The 16,733-nt window shown below is 65.6% G+C and carries 16 protein-coding genes; 12 read left to right on the plus strand and 4 right to left on the minus strand.

The annotated features are described in order from the left end of the window. From ACODSD_RS23155 to recR, 4 genes are all read left to right on the plus strand, one after another. Positions 1-720, plus strand: a 720-nt coding sequence (locus tag ACODSD_RS23155; protein ID WP_488878440.1) for a DNA polymerase III subunit gamma/tau C-terminal domain-containing protein, incomplete at its 5' end; no start/stop codon positions are given. 7 nt (positions 721-727) lie between these two features. Further along, a complete protein-coding gene (locus ACODSD_RS23160) occupies positions 728-1,066 on the plus strand; it encodes a YbaB/EbfC family nucleoid-associated protein (protein WP_081547734.1) in 339 nt (112 codons plus the stop codon). 70 nt (positions 1,067-1,136) lie between these two features. Then, on the plus strand, positions 1,137-1,592 hold the full coding sequence (locus ACODSD_RS23165) for a hypothetical protein (protein WP_488878441.1): 456 nt from the start codon (positions 1,137-1,139) through the stop codon (positions 1,590-1,592). A gap of 5 nt (positions 1,593-1,597) precedes the next feature. Further along, entirely contained in the window at positions 1,598-2,200 is a 603-nt protein-coding gene (gene recR / locus ACODSD_RS23170; RefSeq protein ID WP_048412399.1) for a recombination mediator RecR, read from the plus strand. A 254-nt stretch (positions 2,201-2,454) separates the two neighbouring features. Here recR and hcnC read toward each other — a convergent pair whose 3' ends face one another. The 4 genes from hcnC to ACODSD_RS23190 all read right to left on the minus strand — a co-directional run bounded on the left by hcnC (position 2,455) and on the right by ACODSD_RS23190 (position 6,646). Further along, positions 2,455-3,726 carry a cyanide-forming glycine dehydrogenase subunit HcnC gene (gene hcnC, locus ACODSD_RS23175; RefSeq protein ID WP_253315247.1) on the minus strand — a complete coding sequence of 424 codons (1,272 nt, stop codon included), beginning with the start codon at positions 3,724-3,726 and terminating at the stop codon, positions 2,455-2,457. Positions 3,727-3,728: 2 nt separating this feature from the next. After that, positions 3,729-5,126 (minus strand): FAD/NAD(P)-dependent oxidoreductase, encoded by a 1,398-nt coding sequence (locus ACODSD_RS23180; protein WP_488878442.1) that lies wholly within the window; start codon positions 5,124-5,126, stop codon positions 3,729-3,731. Next, on the minus strand, positions 5,123-5,401 hold the full coding sequence (locus ACODSD_RS23185; protein WP_304529379.1) for a (2Fe-2S)-binding protein: 279 nt from the start codon (positions 5,399-5,401) through the stop codon (positions 5,123-5,125). Before ACODSD_RS23185 ends, ACODSD_RS23180 begins: the two co-directional genes overlap by 4 nt. Positions 5,402-5,950: 549 nt before the next feature. Beyond that, positions 5,951-6,646: a GntR family transcriptional regulator gene (locus ACODSD_RS23190; RefSeq protein ID WP_235089534.1), complete on the minus strand. Its 696-nt coding sequence runs from the start codon at positions 6,644-6,646 to the stop codon at positions 5,951-5,953. A gap of 353 nt (positions 6,647-6,999) precedes the next feature. Here ACODSD_RS23190 and ACODSD_RS23195 point away from each other — a divergent pair, with 353 nt between their 5' ends. The 8 genes from ACODSD_RS23195 (at position 7,000) to uhpC (ending at position 16,731) form a co-directional block, all read left to right on the plus strand. After that, a complete protein-coding gene (locus tag ACODSD_RS23195) occupies positions 7,000-8,001 on the plus strand; it encodes a 4-hydroxyproline epimerase (protein ID WP_227107477.1) in 1,002 nt (333 codons plus the stop codon). A gap of 1 nt (position 8,002) precedes the next feature. Further along, complete coding sequence (locus ACODSD_RS23200) at positions 8,003-9,247, plus strand: NAD(P)/FAD-dependent oxidoreductase (protein WP_488878443.1); 1,245 nt, start codon at positions 8,003-8,005, stop codon at positions 9,245-9,247. Positions 9,248-9,458: 211 nt separating this feature from the next. After that, positions 9,459-10,868, plus strand: a complete 1,410-nt coding sequence (gene nhaC / locus ACODSD_RS23205; protein ID WP_107799024.1) for a Na+/H+ antiporter NhaC — start codon at positions 9,459-9,461, stop codon at positions 10,866-10,868. A 43-nt stretch (positions 10,869-10,911) separates the two neighbouring features. Further along, positions 10,912-11,787 carry a 4-hydroxy-tetrahydrodipicolinate synthase gene (gene dapA, locus ACODSD_RS23210; protein WP_107799025.1) on the plus strand — a complete coding sequence of 292 codons (876 nt, stop codon included), beginning with the start codon at positions 10,912-10,914 and terminating at the stop codon, positions 11,785-11,787. A 12-nt stretch (positions 11,788-11,799) separates the two neighbouring features. Further along, on the plus strand, positions 11,800-13,281 hold the full coding sequence (locus ACODSD_RS23215; RefSeq protein ID WP_488878444.1) for an aldehyde dehydrogenase: 1,482 nt from the start codon (positions 11,800-11,802) through the stop codon (positions 13,279-13,281). A gap of 73 nt (positions 13,282-13,354) precedes the next feature. Further along, positions 13,355-14,488 (plus strand): branched-chain amino acid ABC transporter substrate-binding protein, encoded by a 1,134-nt coding sequence (locus ACODSD_RS23220; RefSeq protein WP_107799027.1) that lies wholly within the window; start codon positions 13,355-13,357, stop codon positions 14,486-14,488. 20 nt (positions 14,489-14,508) lie between these two features. Then, a complete protein-coding gene (locus ACODSD_RS23225; protein WP_488878445.1) occupies positions 14,509-15,309 on the plus strand; it encodes an inositol monophosphatase family protein in 801 nt (266 codons plus the stop codon). Between the two features lie 72 nt (positions 15,310-15,381). Beyond that, entirely contained in the window at positions 15,382-16,731 is a 1,350-nt protein-coding gene (gene uhpC / locus ACODSD_RS23230; RefSeq protein ID WP_107799029.1) for an MFS transporter family glucose-6-phosphate receptor UhpC, read from the plus strand. Positions 16,732-16,733 lie beyond the last annotated feature (2 nt).

The following is a 16,733-nucleotide window of genomic DNA, read 5'->3' on the forward strand; positions in this document are numbered from 1 at the left end:
GCGCCGGGAGGCATTTCGCCGGCCGCGCGGGCCTTGCAGGCCGCCGGTCTGAGTTCGCCGGCGCCGCGACAATCCGCGCCGCAGCCGGTTCAGGACAGCGCGCCGGCGGTGGAACCCGAACCCGAGCCTGCCGCGCCCGAAGCCAGGCCGCCTGCGCCGGCCGCGCCGGTCCGTCAAGCCGCGCCGCCGCCCGAGCCGGAGCCCGAGGAGGAAGACGCGTCGGACGACGGCGACGTTAGTCCCGACGAGGTGCCCTGGGATCAGGGCGCGGCGGCGGACGAGGAGATGCCATCCTATTTGCAGGCGCCGCCGGAGGAGCCGGCCGACTATCGCTTCGACGGCGACTGGCAGGCGCTGGTGACCGAACTGGGCGTCAAGCTGGGCGCGGCGCGCATGCTGGCCCATAATGCGGTATTGAAGGACTGGGACCAGGAACGCCTGGCGCTGGCGGTGCCGGAGAGCTTCCGCCACATGACCAGCCGCGATTACCAGGACAAGCTCAAGCTCGCCTTGGGCGAGCGCTTCGGCCGGCCGGTGGAATTGGCGGTGACGGTGGAAGAGCTGGGCCTGGAGACGCCGGCGATGAAAGATGCCCGCCATCGGCAGGAGCAGTTGGACATCGCGCGCGAGAATATGAAAAACGATCCGGTGGTGCAGCAAATGGTGCGCGAATTCGACGCGACGCTGCTCATCGAAACCATTCAACCCGTGAAGGAGTGAAACGATTATGTTTGGCAAAGGTGGTATCGCCGGCCTGATGAAGCAGGCCCAGCAAATGCAGGACAATATGAAGAAGGCGCAGGAAGAACTGGCCACGGTGGAAGTGGAAGGCCAATCCGGCGCCGGCATGGTCAAGGTGGTGATGACCTGCTCTCACGACGTCAAGCGTGTCAGCCTGGACGACAGCCTGCTGGACGACGCCAAGGAAGACAAGGAAATGCTGGAAGACCTGATTGCCGCCGCGTTCAACGACGCGGTGCGCAAGGTGGAAGCCACCACTCAGGAAAAAATGTCCGGCTTCTCCGCCGGCCTGAACCTGCCGGCCGGCATGAAGCTGCCGTTCTGATCGCATCGGTTTCGGCATCCGGATGGCTCGGCGCGCGCCGGGCCATTTTTACGTTGTTTCCGAGGTAGCCATGCGCGGATTCGCCCATTTCACCGTGCGCAGCCGGCTGCGCGCCGACGCCGACAGGGTGTGGGCGCACGCCGCCAGCGCCGCCGGCATCAACGACGAGCTCGGGCCCTGGCTCCGCATGCGCTTGCCGGGCGGCGAGCTGCCCGACGGCTTGAGGCCGCCGACGCGCATCGGACCGTGCCGGATTCTGCTGTTCGGCCTGTTGCCGGTGGAATGCGACGACTTGGAGCTGACGCGGCTGGAGCCGGGCGCCTTCGACGAGCGCTCCACCATGCTGACCCAGCGGCGCTGGCTGCACCGGCGGCGGGTGCGCGCCTTGCCCGGCGGCTGCGAAGTGGTGGACCGCATCGGCTTCGCGCCGCGCGCGCCCTGCTTGTTGACACTGCATTACGGCATTTTCCGCCTGGTTTTCGCCTGGCGGCACGCGCGTCTGCGCCGCCGTTTTTCCCGATTGTGAAAGCGATGAAGAATCCTCCCGCTCTAGACCATCTGATTTCCGCCCTGAAAGTGTTGCCGGGGGTCGGACCCAAGACCGCGCAACGGATGGCCTTCCACCTGTTGCAGCGCGACAAGAAGGGCGCGGACAAGCTGGCGCGCGCGCTGGACCGCGCGCTGACCCAGTTGACCCACTGCGAACGCTGCAACACCTTCAGCGAAACGCCGCTGTGTCCGATCTGCGCCGACGAGGAGCGCCGGCAGGATTTGCTGTGCGTGGTGGAGATGCCGGCGGATCTGCTGACGCTGGAGCAGGCCAAATGCTTCGACGGCCTGTATTTCGTGCTGATGGGCCGCATCTCGCCGCTGGACAATGTCGGCCCGCGCGACATCAATCTGGACAAGCTGCTGGTGAGGGCGGCGGACGGCGCGGTGGAGGAGGTGATCATCGCCACCAATTTCACCGCCGAGGGCGAGGTCACCGCGCATATGATCGCCGAGCTGTTGAAGGAGCGCGGCCTCAAAGTGACGCGCATCGCGCGCGGCATGCCGGTGGGCGGCGAGCTGGAGTACGTCGACCTGGGTACCTTGGCGCAGGCGGTGTATGAGCGTCGCGGCGTAGGCCAGTAAGAAGCTGTTTACGATCTGCTGTGCGTCGGCGATACTGCGTTGAAAACCGCTTCGAAATGCTCATGTACCCTCTGTACATTCCGCTTTCTCAGCTGTTTTCGCCTTGTCTCGCTCTAGCTCGCGAGATCGTAGACAGGTTCTAAGAGGGTGGGCGCGGCGGGGCAAAAAAAGCAGGCCGGACTAGCCGGCCTGTAACAGAGGAACATCTGAATCAGTGGGACGGCCCGCCGCGGGAGCGACGGGCCGTCGCTGGTTTAGGAGAGCGCCAGTTCGACGGCTTCCTGCACCGTCGGCTTGGCGGCCGGGGCGTTGAAGCGGTCGGCCAGAAAGGGCGTCACGTCCAGCGGCGGCGTTTCGCCGCGCACCAGCGCGTCCAGCATCACGCCGGTGATGGCCGAGGTCAGAATGCCGGTGCGGAAGTGACCGCAGGCGTTCAGATAGCCGTCCACACCCTGCATCGGCCCGAGGATGGGAAGCTCGTCCGGGGAGCCGGGGCGCAAGCCGGCCCAGCAACGCTTGATGTTGATGTTCTTCATCTCCGGCAGGCAGCGGATCGCGCCTTTGACCAGGCCGGCGATTTCCGGATAGGTGTTGCTGACGTCGAAGCCCTTGTCCTCCGTGGTGCTGCCGATCAGGATTTCGCCGTTGTCCTTCTGCGCGATATAGCAATCGCTGGTGGTGATGCAGCCGCGCAACAGCTTGGGCATCTTTTCCGACAGCACGATCTGGCCCTTGACCGGTTTGACCGGAATATCGATGCCGGTCGCCCATTGGCTCAACTCGGCGGCCCAGGAGCCGGCCGCGTTGATCAGGGTGTGGCAGTGGAATTCGCCGGCTTCCAGCGTCCGCACGCCGGTGACGCGCGAGCCTTGCTTGAGCACGCCGGTGACATTGGTGTTGAAGAACACGTCGACGCCGTTCTGGCGCGCGGCCTCGGTATAGGCGTCGGTCAGGCGGAAGGGGCTGACCTGGTGGTCGCACAGGAATTCCAGCGCGCCGGTGGCCTCGTGGCTGATGTAGGGCTCGTTTTCACGCAGTTGGGCCTGGTCCACCCAGCGCACCTGATCGGACAGGTGGGGAATCTGCGCGGCGATGTGTTCGGCGTAGAGCTGGTCTTCCTCGTCGTAAATCACGAATTTCAGCCCGGTTTCCTCGAACTTGAAATCCATGCCGTGGTTTTCGATCAACTCCTGATGCAGGGCCGGATACAGCGCGTTGGAGGCCAGCGCGAAATTGAAGAAGGACTCCGGCAGGATGTGCGGGGTGCTGGCATCCACGGCGATGGCGGCGCCGGCCGCCTCGCGCTTGTTCTTGGCCGAGGTCATGCGGAAGAAGATCACGCCGCAGCCCAGGCCCACCGATTCGCCGATCGCCCACAGGCCGCCGGCCGAGGCGCGCGAGGCGTTGCCGGGGCGCTTGGCGTCGATCAGCGCGATTTTCAGGTCTTTGCGTTTGGACAGCTGGTAGGCGCAAGAGGCGCCGATCACGCCGCCGCCGGCGATCACGATGTCGTATTGTCTGCTCATGGTCAGGCCTCTTCGGTTTCGGTTTGGAAGGCGGAGAACGGCAAGGGGTCCAGCGGGAAGCGCGGGCGGATCCAGCCCACGTCCGCCTTGCCGGTGTGCTCGCGCAGGCGGTCGCTGCAATAGCCGACGCACATCTTGCCCTGGCAATCGCCCATGCTGACGCGGGTGCGCATCTTCAGGCTGATCAAGTCCTGCACGCCTTGTTCCAGCGCGGCGTCGATGTCTTTGCGCAGCGCGTTCTCGCAGCGGCAGATCACTGTGTCTTCCTGCGGCAGCGTCAGCTGTCCGCTGCCGCGTTGGGTGAAGCTGTCTATGCCCACGCGGAAGCGCAGCACCGTTTTCAGTTCCGTCCGGTAGCGCTGGCGGTTTTTCTCGGCCAGTTCGGCGCTGATCGCGCCGCGTTGCTTGAGGATGGACTGGGCGGCGATGCGGCCGCTCAGCATGGCGGCCTCGCCGCCGCGCAGGCCGCCGATGTCGCCGGCCAGGTGGATGTGGGCTTCGCTGCTTTGCTGCCAGCCGTTGATTTCCGGCTTGAGGAAGCCGTCGGCGTCGTAAGCGTGGCGCAGGCCCATTTGCTGGGTCAGCTGGGTGCGCGGAATGAAACCGTAGCCCACCGCCAGGGTTTCCGTGGCCAGGCTGACCGCGCGGTTCAGGTCCGGCGTCCAGTTGTCGTCGTAAGGCGCGACGGTGACTTCCTGCACCTCTTGCTGGCCGCTCGCCTCCACCACGCCCCAGCCGTAGTGCAGCGGCACGCCGTGGCGTTTCAGGTAGGCCAGCATGCTCAGGCCGTCCAGGAACAGCTGCGGCTTGTTCAGCATGGCCAGGGTTTCCTTGGCGATGCGGCCGAAGGAACTGGCTTCGTAGACGCCCTGAACGTCGGCGCCGGCGCGATGCAATTGACAGGCCACCAGCGGCAGCAGGGGACCGGTGCCGACGATGGTGGTGCGGCCCAGCGGCTTGACCACGCCGCTCTTGATCTGCAATTGCAGGCCGCCCAGCATGATCACGCCGGGCAGGGTCCAGCCGGGGAAGGGCACGCTGCGTTCGTGGCAGCCGGCGGACAGCAGCAATTGTTCAAAGTCGATCTTTTCGACTTTTTCCTGTTCATTCAGCGCGTACAGCCACTGGCCGGCTTCGCCGCCGACGACGCGGGTGTTCAGCTTGATCTCCACCGCGTGGCTGACTTCGGCGAACTGCGCGTGCAGCGCCTGCATGGCGTCGCGGTAGCGCTCGCCCAAATAATCCAGGGTCACGCCCTGGCGCAGCGGGCCGCGGTAAACCACGCCGCCCAGGCGCGAGGCTTCGTCTATCAGCGTGCAGGGCAGGCCGTGCTTGACCAGCTCGATGGCCGCGGCCATGCCGGCGGGGCCGCCGCCGACGATGATGGGGCGCGCGCTCATTGCAGGCCCTCCAGTTCGATGCGATTGGCCGCGGTTTCCACGGTCATGCCGGGCTGCACCACGGTCTGGCAGGCGCGGCGCTTGTAGCGGCCGTCGATGCGCACCAGGCAGCAATGGCAGACGCCCATGCCGCAATAGGAGCCCATGCTTTGCTGGCTGTCGTTGCGGCTGACGCGGCGCAAGCCGACGGCGTTGAGCACGCTGAGCACGGTCTCGCCCTGCGCGGCGGCGACGGTGTTGCCATTGATGTTGATGGCGATTTGATCTTCATTCAATTTCTGAATGTCATATTTTCTGTCTAAATTTGGCATCGAAATAGCTCGTTTTGGTTCTACTGACACGATAAGGGAGCGCCGGATGGAGCGCGGAGTGGACAGTCGCTTCCGGCGGCGAGCGATTTGGTCGCGCCTGACTATGGTCAGACAATCAGGCTATTTGGCGATTGCCGTAGCCTAATTATGATGAATCGCTTTTTAATTGTCGCAAGCATTGTTATCGCATTGTATGGGTACAGGCAATGTACAGATTGCTGTGATCAGATGTATACAGATTGGCGGGCACAGCAGGAGATCGGCAGGCGTTTGTGTTGTATTTATTTTTGAAAAACAATAACTTGCTTGGTTTTTGCGCGTGACTAGACCGTTGGAATAATGTATTTTTCTGTTACTTTAATGCGCATAGCATTTTCAAAACTGTGCATTATTTGATTATGATCAAATGGCTAGAAAGCTGATGTCATCATCATTATTTTAGCCATTGGATATAGTGTGTCTAAAGACTTTTCTGTTTGAAACCAAGTGCTTGCCGCGCTTGGCGGGTGGTATTCAGGCCGGCTTGCGCGCGCTGCGGCCGTTTTCGCCTTGATGCTCCTGGTGCCAGGCCTCCAGGGCTTCTTCCGCGTTCAGGATGTGTTGTCTCAGGAAGGCGGCGGCGCTGACCGCGTCCTTGCGGCGGCACAGTTCGAGCATTTCGCTGTGCTCGCGATGGGCGCGGTCGCTGAAATTGGTCAGCAGAATCTGCATCCGGGTGTAGCGATCGGTGCGATTGTGCAACTGCTCGATCAGCGCCAGGGTTTGCGGCCGGTCGGCCGCCTGGTACAGCGCCAGGTGGAAGCGCGAATTCAGAATGCCCCAGGCGCCGACATCCCGTCGGCGCAGCGCCTCCTCGAACTGCGCCAGCAGCGCGCCGGCCGCGTCCAGATCCGCCTGGGTCTGCCGCGGCACCGCCTCCAGCAACATATCGCATTCCAGCAGCACTCTCACCCGCAGCAATTCCAGCACTTCCGGCAGCGACAGCTGGGCGATCACCGCGCCGCGCCGTTCGGTGATGGCCACCAATCCTTCCGCCTCCAGTTGACGCAGCGCCTCTCGCAGCGGCACCCGGCTGACGCCCAGTTCCTTGGACAGCGCCTCCTGGCGCAGTTGGGTGCCGGCCGGCCACTCTCCCAGCAGGATGCGCTGGCGCAGCGTGTCGGTGGTGGTGGCGGTGAGGGTTTGGCGCGGAGCGGTGGTTTGGGGCATGGCGAAATCGGCGGTTGGAGTTTTCAAATTATCACAGGCGCGGGGAGGGCGGGCAATGGCCGCGTCCAGTCTTTGTTTTGGCATGGATTATGGGCGTGCTTGCTGTAATTTTGTATTCAATTATTCGCGGTTTCATCCCTTTTTTAAGGTGCTTTTGAGTTGGTGGCGATGCTGCAATGCAAGGTGATTAAAAAACAACACGCTATAACATATTGATTTTATTGTGAAATTAATTATTTCACATGTGAGGTAACGCAATATTATCGCAAGCGCTTGTCTGCTGCGCGCCTCAAAAATTGTATTCAAAAATGAGCGCGGTTAGAGTGGCCCCATCACAAGCGAGGAGCAAGAACATGGCGGTGCGCGAATTCGAATGTCTCGATGGCCATACCTGCGGCAATCCGGTGCGGCTGGTGGTGAACGGCGGTCCGCGGCTGGAAGGGGAGACCCAGGCGGAGCGGCGGCTGGATTTCATCCGCCGCTACGACTGGATACGCACCGGGCTGATGTTCGAGCCGCGCGGCCATGCGCAGATGTCCGGCGCCTTTCTGTATCCGTCGACGCGGGAGGATTGCGACATCGCGGTGCTTTACATCGAGACCAGCGGCTGCCTGCCGATGTGCGGCCACGGCACCATAGGCGTGGTCACCATGGCGCTGGAGCACGGTCTGGTGACGCCGGCCGCGCCCGGGGTGCTGAATCTGGACACGCCGGCGGGCAAGGTGGCGGCAGAGTACCGGATGGAGGGCGACAAGGTCGCCGCGGTGACCTTGACCAATGTGCCGTCCTTCCTCTACCTGCGCGATGTGGAGGCCGAGGTGTCCGCGTTGGGGCGCTTGCGGGTGGACATCGCCTACGGCGGCAATTTCTATCCCATCGTCGAAGCGCAGCCGGGCTATCGCGATATGGCGGATTACTCGCCGGCGCAGCTGGTGGCGATGGGGCGCGAACTGCGCGAATACCTGAACCGGCATTACGACATCGTCCATCCGCTGGACCCCAATATCCGCGGCGTCCGTCATTGCCAGTGGACCGGCGCGGCCAAGAACGCCGGCTCCAGCGCCGCCAACGCGGTGTTGTACGGCGAGTCCGCGCTGGACCGCTCGCCTTGCGGCACCGGCACTTCGGCGCGGCTGGCTCAGCGTCACGCGCGCGGCCTGCTCGCCGTTGGCGAGGATTTCATCCACGAGAGCCTGATCGGCAGCCAGTTCGTCGGCCGCGTGCTGGCGGAAACGCGGGTGGGCGATTACCCGGCCATCGTGCCCTCGGTGCGGGGCTGGGCGCGCTTCACCGGCTACAACCGCATCCTGCTGGACGACGCCGATCCCTATGTCCACGGCTTCGAGGTGGCCTGAGATGAGCGCGCGCGTCATTGTCGTCGGCGCCGGCGTGGTGGGCATCGCCGCGGCGCTGCAACTGCGGCAAGCCGGGCTGGAGGTGTTGCTGCTGGACCGCGGCGAACCGGCGCGGGAAACCAGCTACGGCAACGCCGGCGCGCTGGCGGTCAGCGATGTGATTCCCTTGGCCGAGCCCGGCGTCTGGCGCCGCCTGCCCGGCTGGCTGCTGGACCCGCTGGGGCCGCTGGCGGTGCGCTGGCGCTATTTGCCGACGCTGGCGCCGTGGCTGGCGCGTTTCGCGCTGGCCAGCCGGCCGGCGCGGGTGGCTGCCCTGACCCGCGCGCTGGCGGCTTTGCTGAACCGGGCCGCCGCCGATTACGCGCCGCTGGTGGAGCTGGCCGGGCTGGAGGGCATGTGGCGGCGGCACGGCGCGCTGACCTTGTACCGCGACGCGGCCGAGCTGGAGCGGGCCTTGCCGGCCTGGCGGCGGAAGTCCGAGCACGGCGTGGGCTGGCAGGCGCTGGATCAGGCGGCGGCCCAGGCTTGCGAGCCGGCGCTGCTGGACGGCTGGGCGCGCGCGGTCAAGGTGGCGTCCTGGTCCCATGTCGATGATCCCTATCTGTTCTGCCGGGGCCTGTTCGACGCCTTCATCGCCGCTGGCGGCGGCTTCGAACAAGCGGAGGCGGCGGCCCTGAGCGAAGGCGAGGGCAAGGTCGACGGCGTGGTCTGCGCCGATGGCCGCACGCTGGCCGCCGCCCAGGTGGTGGTGACCGCCGGCATCTGGAGCGATCGCTTCACCCGGCAGTGCCGCTATCGGGTGCCGCTGGAAAGCGAGCGCGGCTATCACGTCAACCTGCCCAAGGCCGGCGTGGCTTTGCGCCATTTCATTCAGTGCGCCAGCGAAAGCTTCGTGATCCTGCCGCTGGCCGACGGCGGCCTGCGGTTGGCCGGCACCGTGGAACTGGCCCACCGCGACGCGGCGCCGGACTGGCGGCGCGCCGAGATCCTGCTGGACAAGGCGCGGCGCATCGTCGGCGATTTTTCCACCGAAGGCATGACGCTGTGGATGGGCAACCGGCCGTCGCTGCCGGACACCGTGCCGGTGATCGGCCCGGCTCCGGATCGCCAGGGCCTGTATTTCGCTTTCGGCCACGGCCATTTGGGCCTGACGCTGGCCGCCACCACCGGCGCGCTGCTGCGCGACATGGTGTTGCGGCGTCCGCCGGATCTGGATTTGCATCCTTACCGCCTGGCGCGCTTTTAGAACGTGTTTTCGATCTCGCGAGTTAGAGCGAGACAAGGCGAAAACGGCCGAGGAAGCGGAATGTACCCGTGGTGCATGAGCATGTCGAAGTCGTTTTCAATGCGGTATCGCAGCAGCGCAGCAGACCGTAAACAGGTTCTTAGCGCCGCGGCCCCTCCGCGCCGGCAGCCTCGACGTTGCCGGCCGCCCACCCGAGCAGAGGAGAAACGCCATGCAACAAAGATCGCCGCGCTTGCCGAGCGCAACCCAGGTTGTCGCGGTGATGGCCGGCTTCATCGCCATCATGTTTCTATTCCTTAACGTGCTGGACCTGCCCATCCAGCTGGCGCTGTTCAGCAGCTGGTTCCTGGTGATAGGGCTGGGCAACTGGCTGGGCCGCAGTTACGACGATATGCAGCAGGGCCTGATCCAGGGCATCCACAACGGCATGGTGGCGGTGCTGGTGCTGATCACCGTGGGCGCGCTGATCGGCACCTGGATCGCCGGCGGCGTGGTGCCGGCCATCATCTACTACGGCCTGGCCATCATGAGCCCGCAGATCTTTCTGTGTGCGGCCTTCATCATCTGCATGCTGACCTCGCTGGCTACCGGCACCTCCTTCGGCACCGCCGGCACGGCGGGCATCGCGATGATGGGCATAGGCTACAGCTTCGGCATGCCTTTGCCGCTGGTGGCCGGCGCGGTGATTTCCGGCGCCTATGTCGGCGACAAGATGTCGCCGCTGTCGGACACCACGGTGATGACCGCCTCGCTGTGCAAGGTGGATCTGATCGACCACATCCGTTCGATGATGTGGGTCAGCGTGCCGGCCACCTTGCTGACCGCGCTGTTGTTCCTCGGCGTCGGTTTCTTCTATGTCGACGCCGGCCTGGACACCGGCCGCGCCGATCTGGCGATGCAGGCCTTGGGCTCGCACTTCACCGTCAACGGCTGGCTGCTGCTGCCGGCGGCGGCGGTGATCACGATGTTGACGATGCGGCTGCCGTCCATCCCGGTGATCTGCTCGGGGGCGGTGATGGGCATCGTCTGCGCCTGGTGGGCGCAGGACATGCCCGTGCTGGACGCGGTGCGCACCGCGTACTTCGGCAACCGCACCGCGTCCGACGTGGAGTTTCTCAATACCTTGCTCAACCGCGGCGGCATCGAATCCATGCTCAGCGTGATCGCGCTGATCCTGTTCGCCCTGGGTCTGGGCGGCCTGATGGAACGCGCCGGCATCCTGGAGGTGATCAGCGCCAACTTCCTGCGCTGGGCCAATAATCCGGGCCGTTTGACCGTTTCGACGATTCTGGGCGGCTTCTTCGGCAACTTCTTCGGCGGCGCCGCCTATGTGTCGCTGATCACCGCCAGCACCATCACCGAGCGCAATTACGATCTGCAGGGCATAGAGCGCCGGGTGCTGTCGCGCAATGTCGAAGCCGGCGGCACGGTGACCGCGCCCATGGTGCCCTGGAGCGACGGCGGCGTGTTCATGGCGGCGACGCTGGGCGTGTCCACGCTGCAGTATCTGCCCTTTCTCTGGTACCACCTGCTGGTGATCGCCATCAGCGTGTTCTACGGCTACGCCGACATCGCGATCTGGCGCGTCCGCTCCGCGCCCGCCGCCGCCGCGCCGGCTTGAGCCGCGCGACCTTCTTCCACCCGTAAGTACAAAGGAAACTCCCATGCAAGAACAAGGCATTCTGGTTCCCATCGTCACGCCGTTCGACCGCGACGGCCGCCTGGACCTGGCGGCGCTGCGGCAACTGATCGAGCGTTTCATCGAGCAAGGCGTCGCCGGCGTCGTCGCCTGCGGCACCACCGGCGAATACTACGCGCTGGACGAGGGCGAGCGCCGCCAAGTGCTGGAGTGCGTGGCCCAGGCGGGCAAGGGCCGGCTGCGGCTGATCGCCGGCGCCAACGACCTGTCCACCCGCGGCGCGATCGCGCGCGCGCGCCAAGCGGCGGAGCTGGGCTACGAGGCGCTGATGCTGGCGCCGCCGGCCTACAGCCTGCCGGACCAGGCCGGCATCGTCGCCCATTTCAAGGCGGTGGCCGCCGCCAGCGCGCTGCCCATCATTCTCTACAACTTCCCGGCGCGCGCCGGGGTCGGCATCGACATCGACAGCGTGGCGGAGCTGAGCCGCGAGCCCAATATCGTCGGCATCAAGGAAAGCAGCGGCGATTTCAGCCGCGCGCTGGCGCTGATCCAGGCGAACTTGCCGGATTTCGAGGTGATCTGCGGCTGCGACGACCAGGCGGCGGATTTTCTGTTCTGGGGCGTGCGCAGCTGGATCAGCGGCGCGGCCAACGTCTTTCCCGGCGAACAGGTGGCGATGCTGAACGCCGCCAAGGTTGAGGACTGGGCGCGGGTGCGCGCGCTGATGGCGGCGATGTATCCGGCGATCCAGGCGATGGAATCCGGCGGCTACAACCAGAAGGCCAAGCTGGGCGTGCGTCGCCACGGCGTCGAGGCCGGCGATGTGCGCCTGCCGCTGCTGCCCTTGCCGGGCGCGGAAGCCAAGGCCTTCCTCGACGCGCTGGCCGCGTTCGATCGTTAACAGGAGACTGAGATGCCATTAAGCAAGGAAACGGTATTCGAGCAGGCCCGCGCCGGGCAATTGTGGGCCGGCCTGCTGATCCCCGGCCATGAGGGCAAGGGCGCGCGGCTGGACAATCGGACGCCGATGGACAACAGCCTGATCGGCCATGTCGCCGCCGGCGACGCCGCCGACGTCGACGCCGCGGTGGCGGCGGCGCGCGCCGGCTTCGAGTCCGGCGAATGGTCGCGCCGGCCGCCGGCCGAGCGCAAGCAGGCGATGCAGCGCTGGGTGGCGCTATTGCAAGAACACGTCGAGGAGTTGGCGGCGCTGGACTGCATCGACGCCGGCAAACCCATCACCGAATGCCTGAACACCGATCTGCCGGCCACGCTGGACACCTTCGGCTGGTACGCGGAGGCGATAGACAAGTGCTACGGCAAGGTGGCGCCCACCGGGCCGGAGGCGCTGGGCTTCATCGTCAAGGAGCCGATAGGCGTGGTGGGTGCGGTGCTGCCGTGGAACTTCCCGGCGCAGATGTACGCGTGGAAAGTGGCGCCGGCGCTGGCCGCCGGCAACTCGGTGGTGGTGAAGCCGGCCAAGCAGACCTCGCTCAGCGCCTATCGCATCACCCAGCTGGCGCATCAGGCCGGCATTCCCGCCGCGGCGCTGACCCTGGTCACCGGCTCCGGCCAGTCGGTGGGCGAGGCGTTGGGCCGGCATCCGGACGTGGACATGGTGTCCTTTACCGGCTCCACCGAAGTGGGGCGTTTGTTCCTGCAGTATTCCGCCGAGAGCAATCTGAAGGAAGTGGTGCTGGAGCTGGGCGGCAAGAGTCCGCAGCTGGTGTTCGAGGACGTCGAGCTGGACGAGATCGTCGACGACGTATTGGCCGCGGCCTTCTGGAATATGAGCGAGAACTGCAGCTGCGGCTCGCGCTTGATCGTCGCCGCCAGCGTCAAGGACGCCTTGCTGGAGAAGCTCAAGCGGCGGCTGGCCGGCTGGAAGCTGGGCCTGCCCACCGATCCGACGGTGCAGGTGGGGCCGCTGGTGGAGCAAGCCCATTTCGAGCGGGTGAAAGCCTATCTGGACGCGGCCAAGGCTGAGGGCGCGCGGCTGGTGCACGGCGGCCGCATCCACGCCGAGCTGGGTAGCGGCTGGTATATCGAGCCCACCATTTTCGACCAGGTCGACGCCAAGATGCGCGTCTTCCAGGAAGAAATTTTCGGTCCGATCCTGGCGGTGAGCACCTTCGACAGCGAGGAAGAAGCGGTGCGCCTGGCCAACGACAGCGTCTACGGCCTGGCCGCCTCGCTGTACACCCGCGACGTCAGGCGCGCGCAGCGCGTGGCCGCCGCCTTGCGCGCCGGCACGGTGTCGGTCAACGGCTTCTCCGAGGGCGACATCACCACGCCCTTCGGCGGCTTCAAACAATCCGGCTTCGGCGGGCGCGACAAAGGCCTTGAGGCGCTGGAGCAATACCAGCAGACCAAGACCATCTGGTACGTGAACTAGCTTGAGGCCCGGCGCCGCCGGCGCGGCGCCGGGCGTTTTGCGCAGCACCCATCCAAAACAAAGGAGAGACGAGATGAAAACCATTTTCCCCCTGCGGGCGGCGCTCGCCGGCGCCGCGCTGCTGATCGGCGCCTGGCCGGCGGCCGCCGAGACCCTGGTCAAGATAGGCTTCGCCTCGCCCTTGTCCGGTCCGCAAGCCCATTACGGCAAGGACAATGAAAACGCCGCGCGGCTGGCGGTGGACGAATTGAACGCGCGCAAGCCGCAGATAGGCGGCCAGCCGGTGCGCTTCCAGTTGCTGGCGGAGGACGACCAGGCCGATCCGCGCATCGGCACCCAGGTGGCGCAACGCTTCGTCGACTCCGGCGTCAAGGCGGTGCTCGGCCATTTCAATTCCGGAGTGTCGATTCCGGCTGCGCGTCTTTACGCCGCCGCCGGCATTCCGCAGCTATCGGTGTCCACCAACCCGGCCTATACCCGGCAGGGCTACCGCACCGCCTTCCGGCTGGTGGGCAGCGACAGCCAGGTGGGCGCCGCGCTGGGCCGCTTCGCGGTGCAGACGCTGAAGGCGAGCAGCATCGTGGTGATAGACGACCGCACCGCCTACGGCCAGGGCATCGCCGACGAGTTCGCCAAGGCGGTGCAGGCCAGCGGCGGCAAGATCGCCCGCCGCGAGTACACCAACGACAAGGCCAGCGATTTTTCCGCCATCCTGACCGCGGTCAAGCCGCTGCGGCCGCAGGTGATCTTCTACGGCGGCGCCGACGCCCAGGCCGCGCCCATGGCCAAGCAGATGAAGCGGCTGGGTCTGGACGCGCGCCTGCTGGGCGGCGACATGCTGCAAACGCCCACCTTCCTCAGCCTGGCCGGCGACAGCGCCGGCGGCCACTTCGCCGGCATTCCCGGCGGCCAGTTGAACGACAGGCCGGCGGGCAAGGCTTTCCGCCAGCGCTATCAGGCGCGTTTCAAGCAGGATGTGGTGAGGCTGGGGCCGCAGTTCTACGACGGCATGATGATGGTGGCGGCCGCCATGCAGCAGGCGGGTTCGGTGGAGCCGGCGCGATTCATGCCGGTATTGGCCAAGCTCAGCTACGCCGGAGTCAGCACCGATTTTTCCTTTGACGCCAAGGGCGATCTCAACAAGGCGGCGGTGACGATTTCCGAAGTCAAGAACGGCCAGTGGACGACACGGGCGGTGATGCAGTGAGGCAGTGAAAGGAGGGTGGGATGAGGCGGTATGCCCAAGGACAATTGGATGAATGGCTGACATTCGCGCGGGAGCTGGTGGCGGACAGCCGCGGCTTGCTGGCTTCCCGTGCCGACTGGAGTTCGCAGTTCAAGCCGGACCGCACTCTGGTGACTCAACTGGATCTGGAGATTGAGCAAAAGCTGCGCGAGCGCATCCTGCGGCGTTATCCGGACCACGGCGTGCTGGGCGAGGAGTTCGGCGCCAGGGAGCGGGACGCGGAATGGCTGTGGGTGCTGGACCCCATCGACGGCACCGCCTCCTTCATGGCCGGCATGCCGGTCTACGGCAGCCTGATCGCGCTCTTGCATCAGGGCGTGCCGGTGCTGGGCGTGATCGACCAGCCGGCCACCGACGACTGCTGGATAGGCCGTCGCGGCCTGCCCACCTTATTGTTCAAGCGCGACGGCGGCCGCGAATGCCGGACCCGAGCCTGCGCCAGCCTGGAGCGGGCCTTTGTCTCGGTCAGCAGCCCGGATTTTTTCCTGCCGGAAGAAAGGCCGGTATGGCAGGGCTTTTGCGAGCGCACGGGCTGGCGCGTCTACGGCGGCGCTTGCCGCAGCTACGGCCTGCTGGCTTCCGGGCGCACCGACCTGGCGCTGGACGCCGGCCTCAAACTCTACGACTACGCGGCGATGCGGCCGGTGATCGAGGGCGCAGGCGGCGTGATCAGCGATTGGGAGGGCCGGGCGATCACGCTGGACAGCGGCAGCCGGGTAGTGGCGGCCGGCGATCCGGCCCGCCACCGCGAGGCGCTGGAGCTGATTCAGCGGCTGGCTTGAGGCAAGGCGCGCAAAGACGCGCCGGTCACAACGGCGCCGCCGTCGCGGCGGCGCGGACAGAGGAGAACGCACATGTCGCTGAGAACATGGCTGAGCTGGCTGCGCGCGCAGCCGGAGGCGCCGGTGGACAAGAACCAGGAGGAAATCAACGCCAGCTACCGTCACTGGCGCCTCCACATCATGTTGGGCTTGTACGCCGGCTACGCCGTCTACTATTTCACCCGCCGCAGCTTCAATTCCATCCTGCCGGCGATGCTGGACGATCTGGGCTGGGAGCGGGCCGCCGGCGGCGCCATCCTGTCGATGTTCTACATCGTCTACGGCGTGTCGCGCTTCGTGTCCGGCATGATGAGCGACTTCGCCAATCCGCGTTACTTCATGGGCCTGGGCCTGATCGCCACCGGCGTCATCAACATTCTGTTCGGCTTCAGCAGCAGCTTGCTGGCCTTCACCGCGCTGTGGACGCTGAACGCCTTCTTCCAGGGCTGGGGCTGGCCGCCGTGCGCCAAGTTGATGACGGCCTGGTACTCGCGCAACGAGCGCGGTTTCTGGTGGGCGATCTGCAATACCTCGCACAATGTCGGCGGCGCGCTGATTCCCTTGCTGGCGGGCGCCTTGGCGATGGCCTACGGCTGGCGCTACGGCATGATCGTGCCGGGGGTGATCGGCATCGCCGTCGGCCTGTTGCTGTGCGTCCGCCTGCGCGATCGGCCGGCGTCCATGGGCCTGCCGACGGTGGGGGCCTGGCGGCGGGACGAACTGGAGCTGGAGCAGGAGAGGAATAGCGCCAAGCTGCCGATGTGGCAGGTATTGCGGCGTTATGTGTTCGGCAACCGCTTCATCTGGCTGCTGGCCGCGTCTTATCTATTCGTCTACGTGGTGCGCATCGGCATCAACGATTGGGGCAACAAGTTTCTGCAGGAGCAGCACGGTTACGCGTTGCTGAAGGCCAACTCGGCGATTTTCTGGCTGGAGGTGGGCGGCTTCATCGGCACCATCGTCGCCGGCTGGGGCTCGGACCGTTTTTTCCGCGGCAACCGGGTGCCGATGAACATCATCTTCACCCTGGGCATCCTGCTGTCGGTGCTGCTGCTGTGGACCTTGCGGGTGGATCACTACCTGTTGATCGCCGGCAGCTTCTTCTTCATCGGTTTCTTTATTTTCGGCCCGCAGATGCTGATAGGCATGGCGGCGGCCGAGGCCGCGCACAAGGAGTCGGCGGGCGCGGCCACCGGTTTCGTCGGTGTGTTCGGCTATCTGGGGGCGGCGCTGTCCGGCTACCCGCTGGCCAAGGTGACCGACGCTTGGGGCTGGGACGGGTTTTTCCTGGCCTTGTCCGTGACCACCATGCTGTCCGCCGTCTTGCTGCTGCCCCTGCTGGGGCAGCGCAAGCGGGTCAAGCTGGCGGATGAGCGGATCTGAGG

It is taken from the genome of Chromobacterium sp. FG22, from assembly GCF_057809415.1.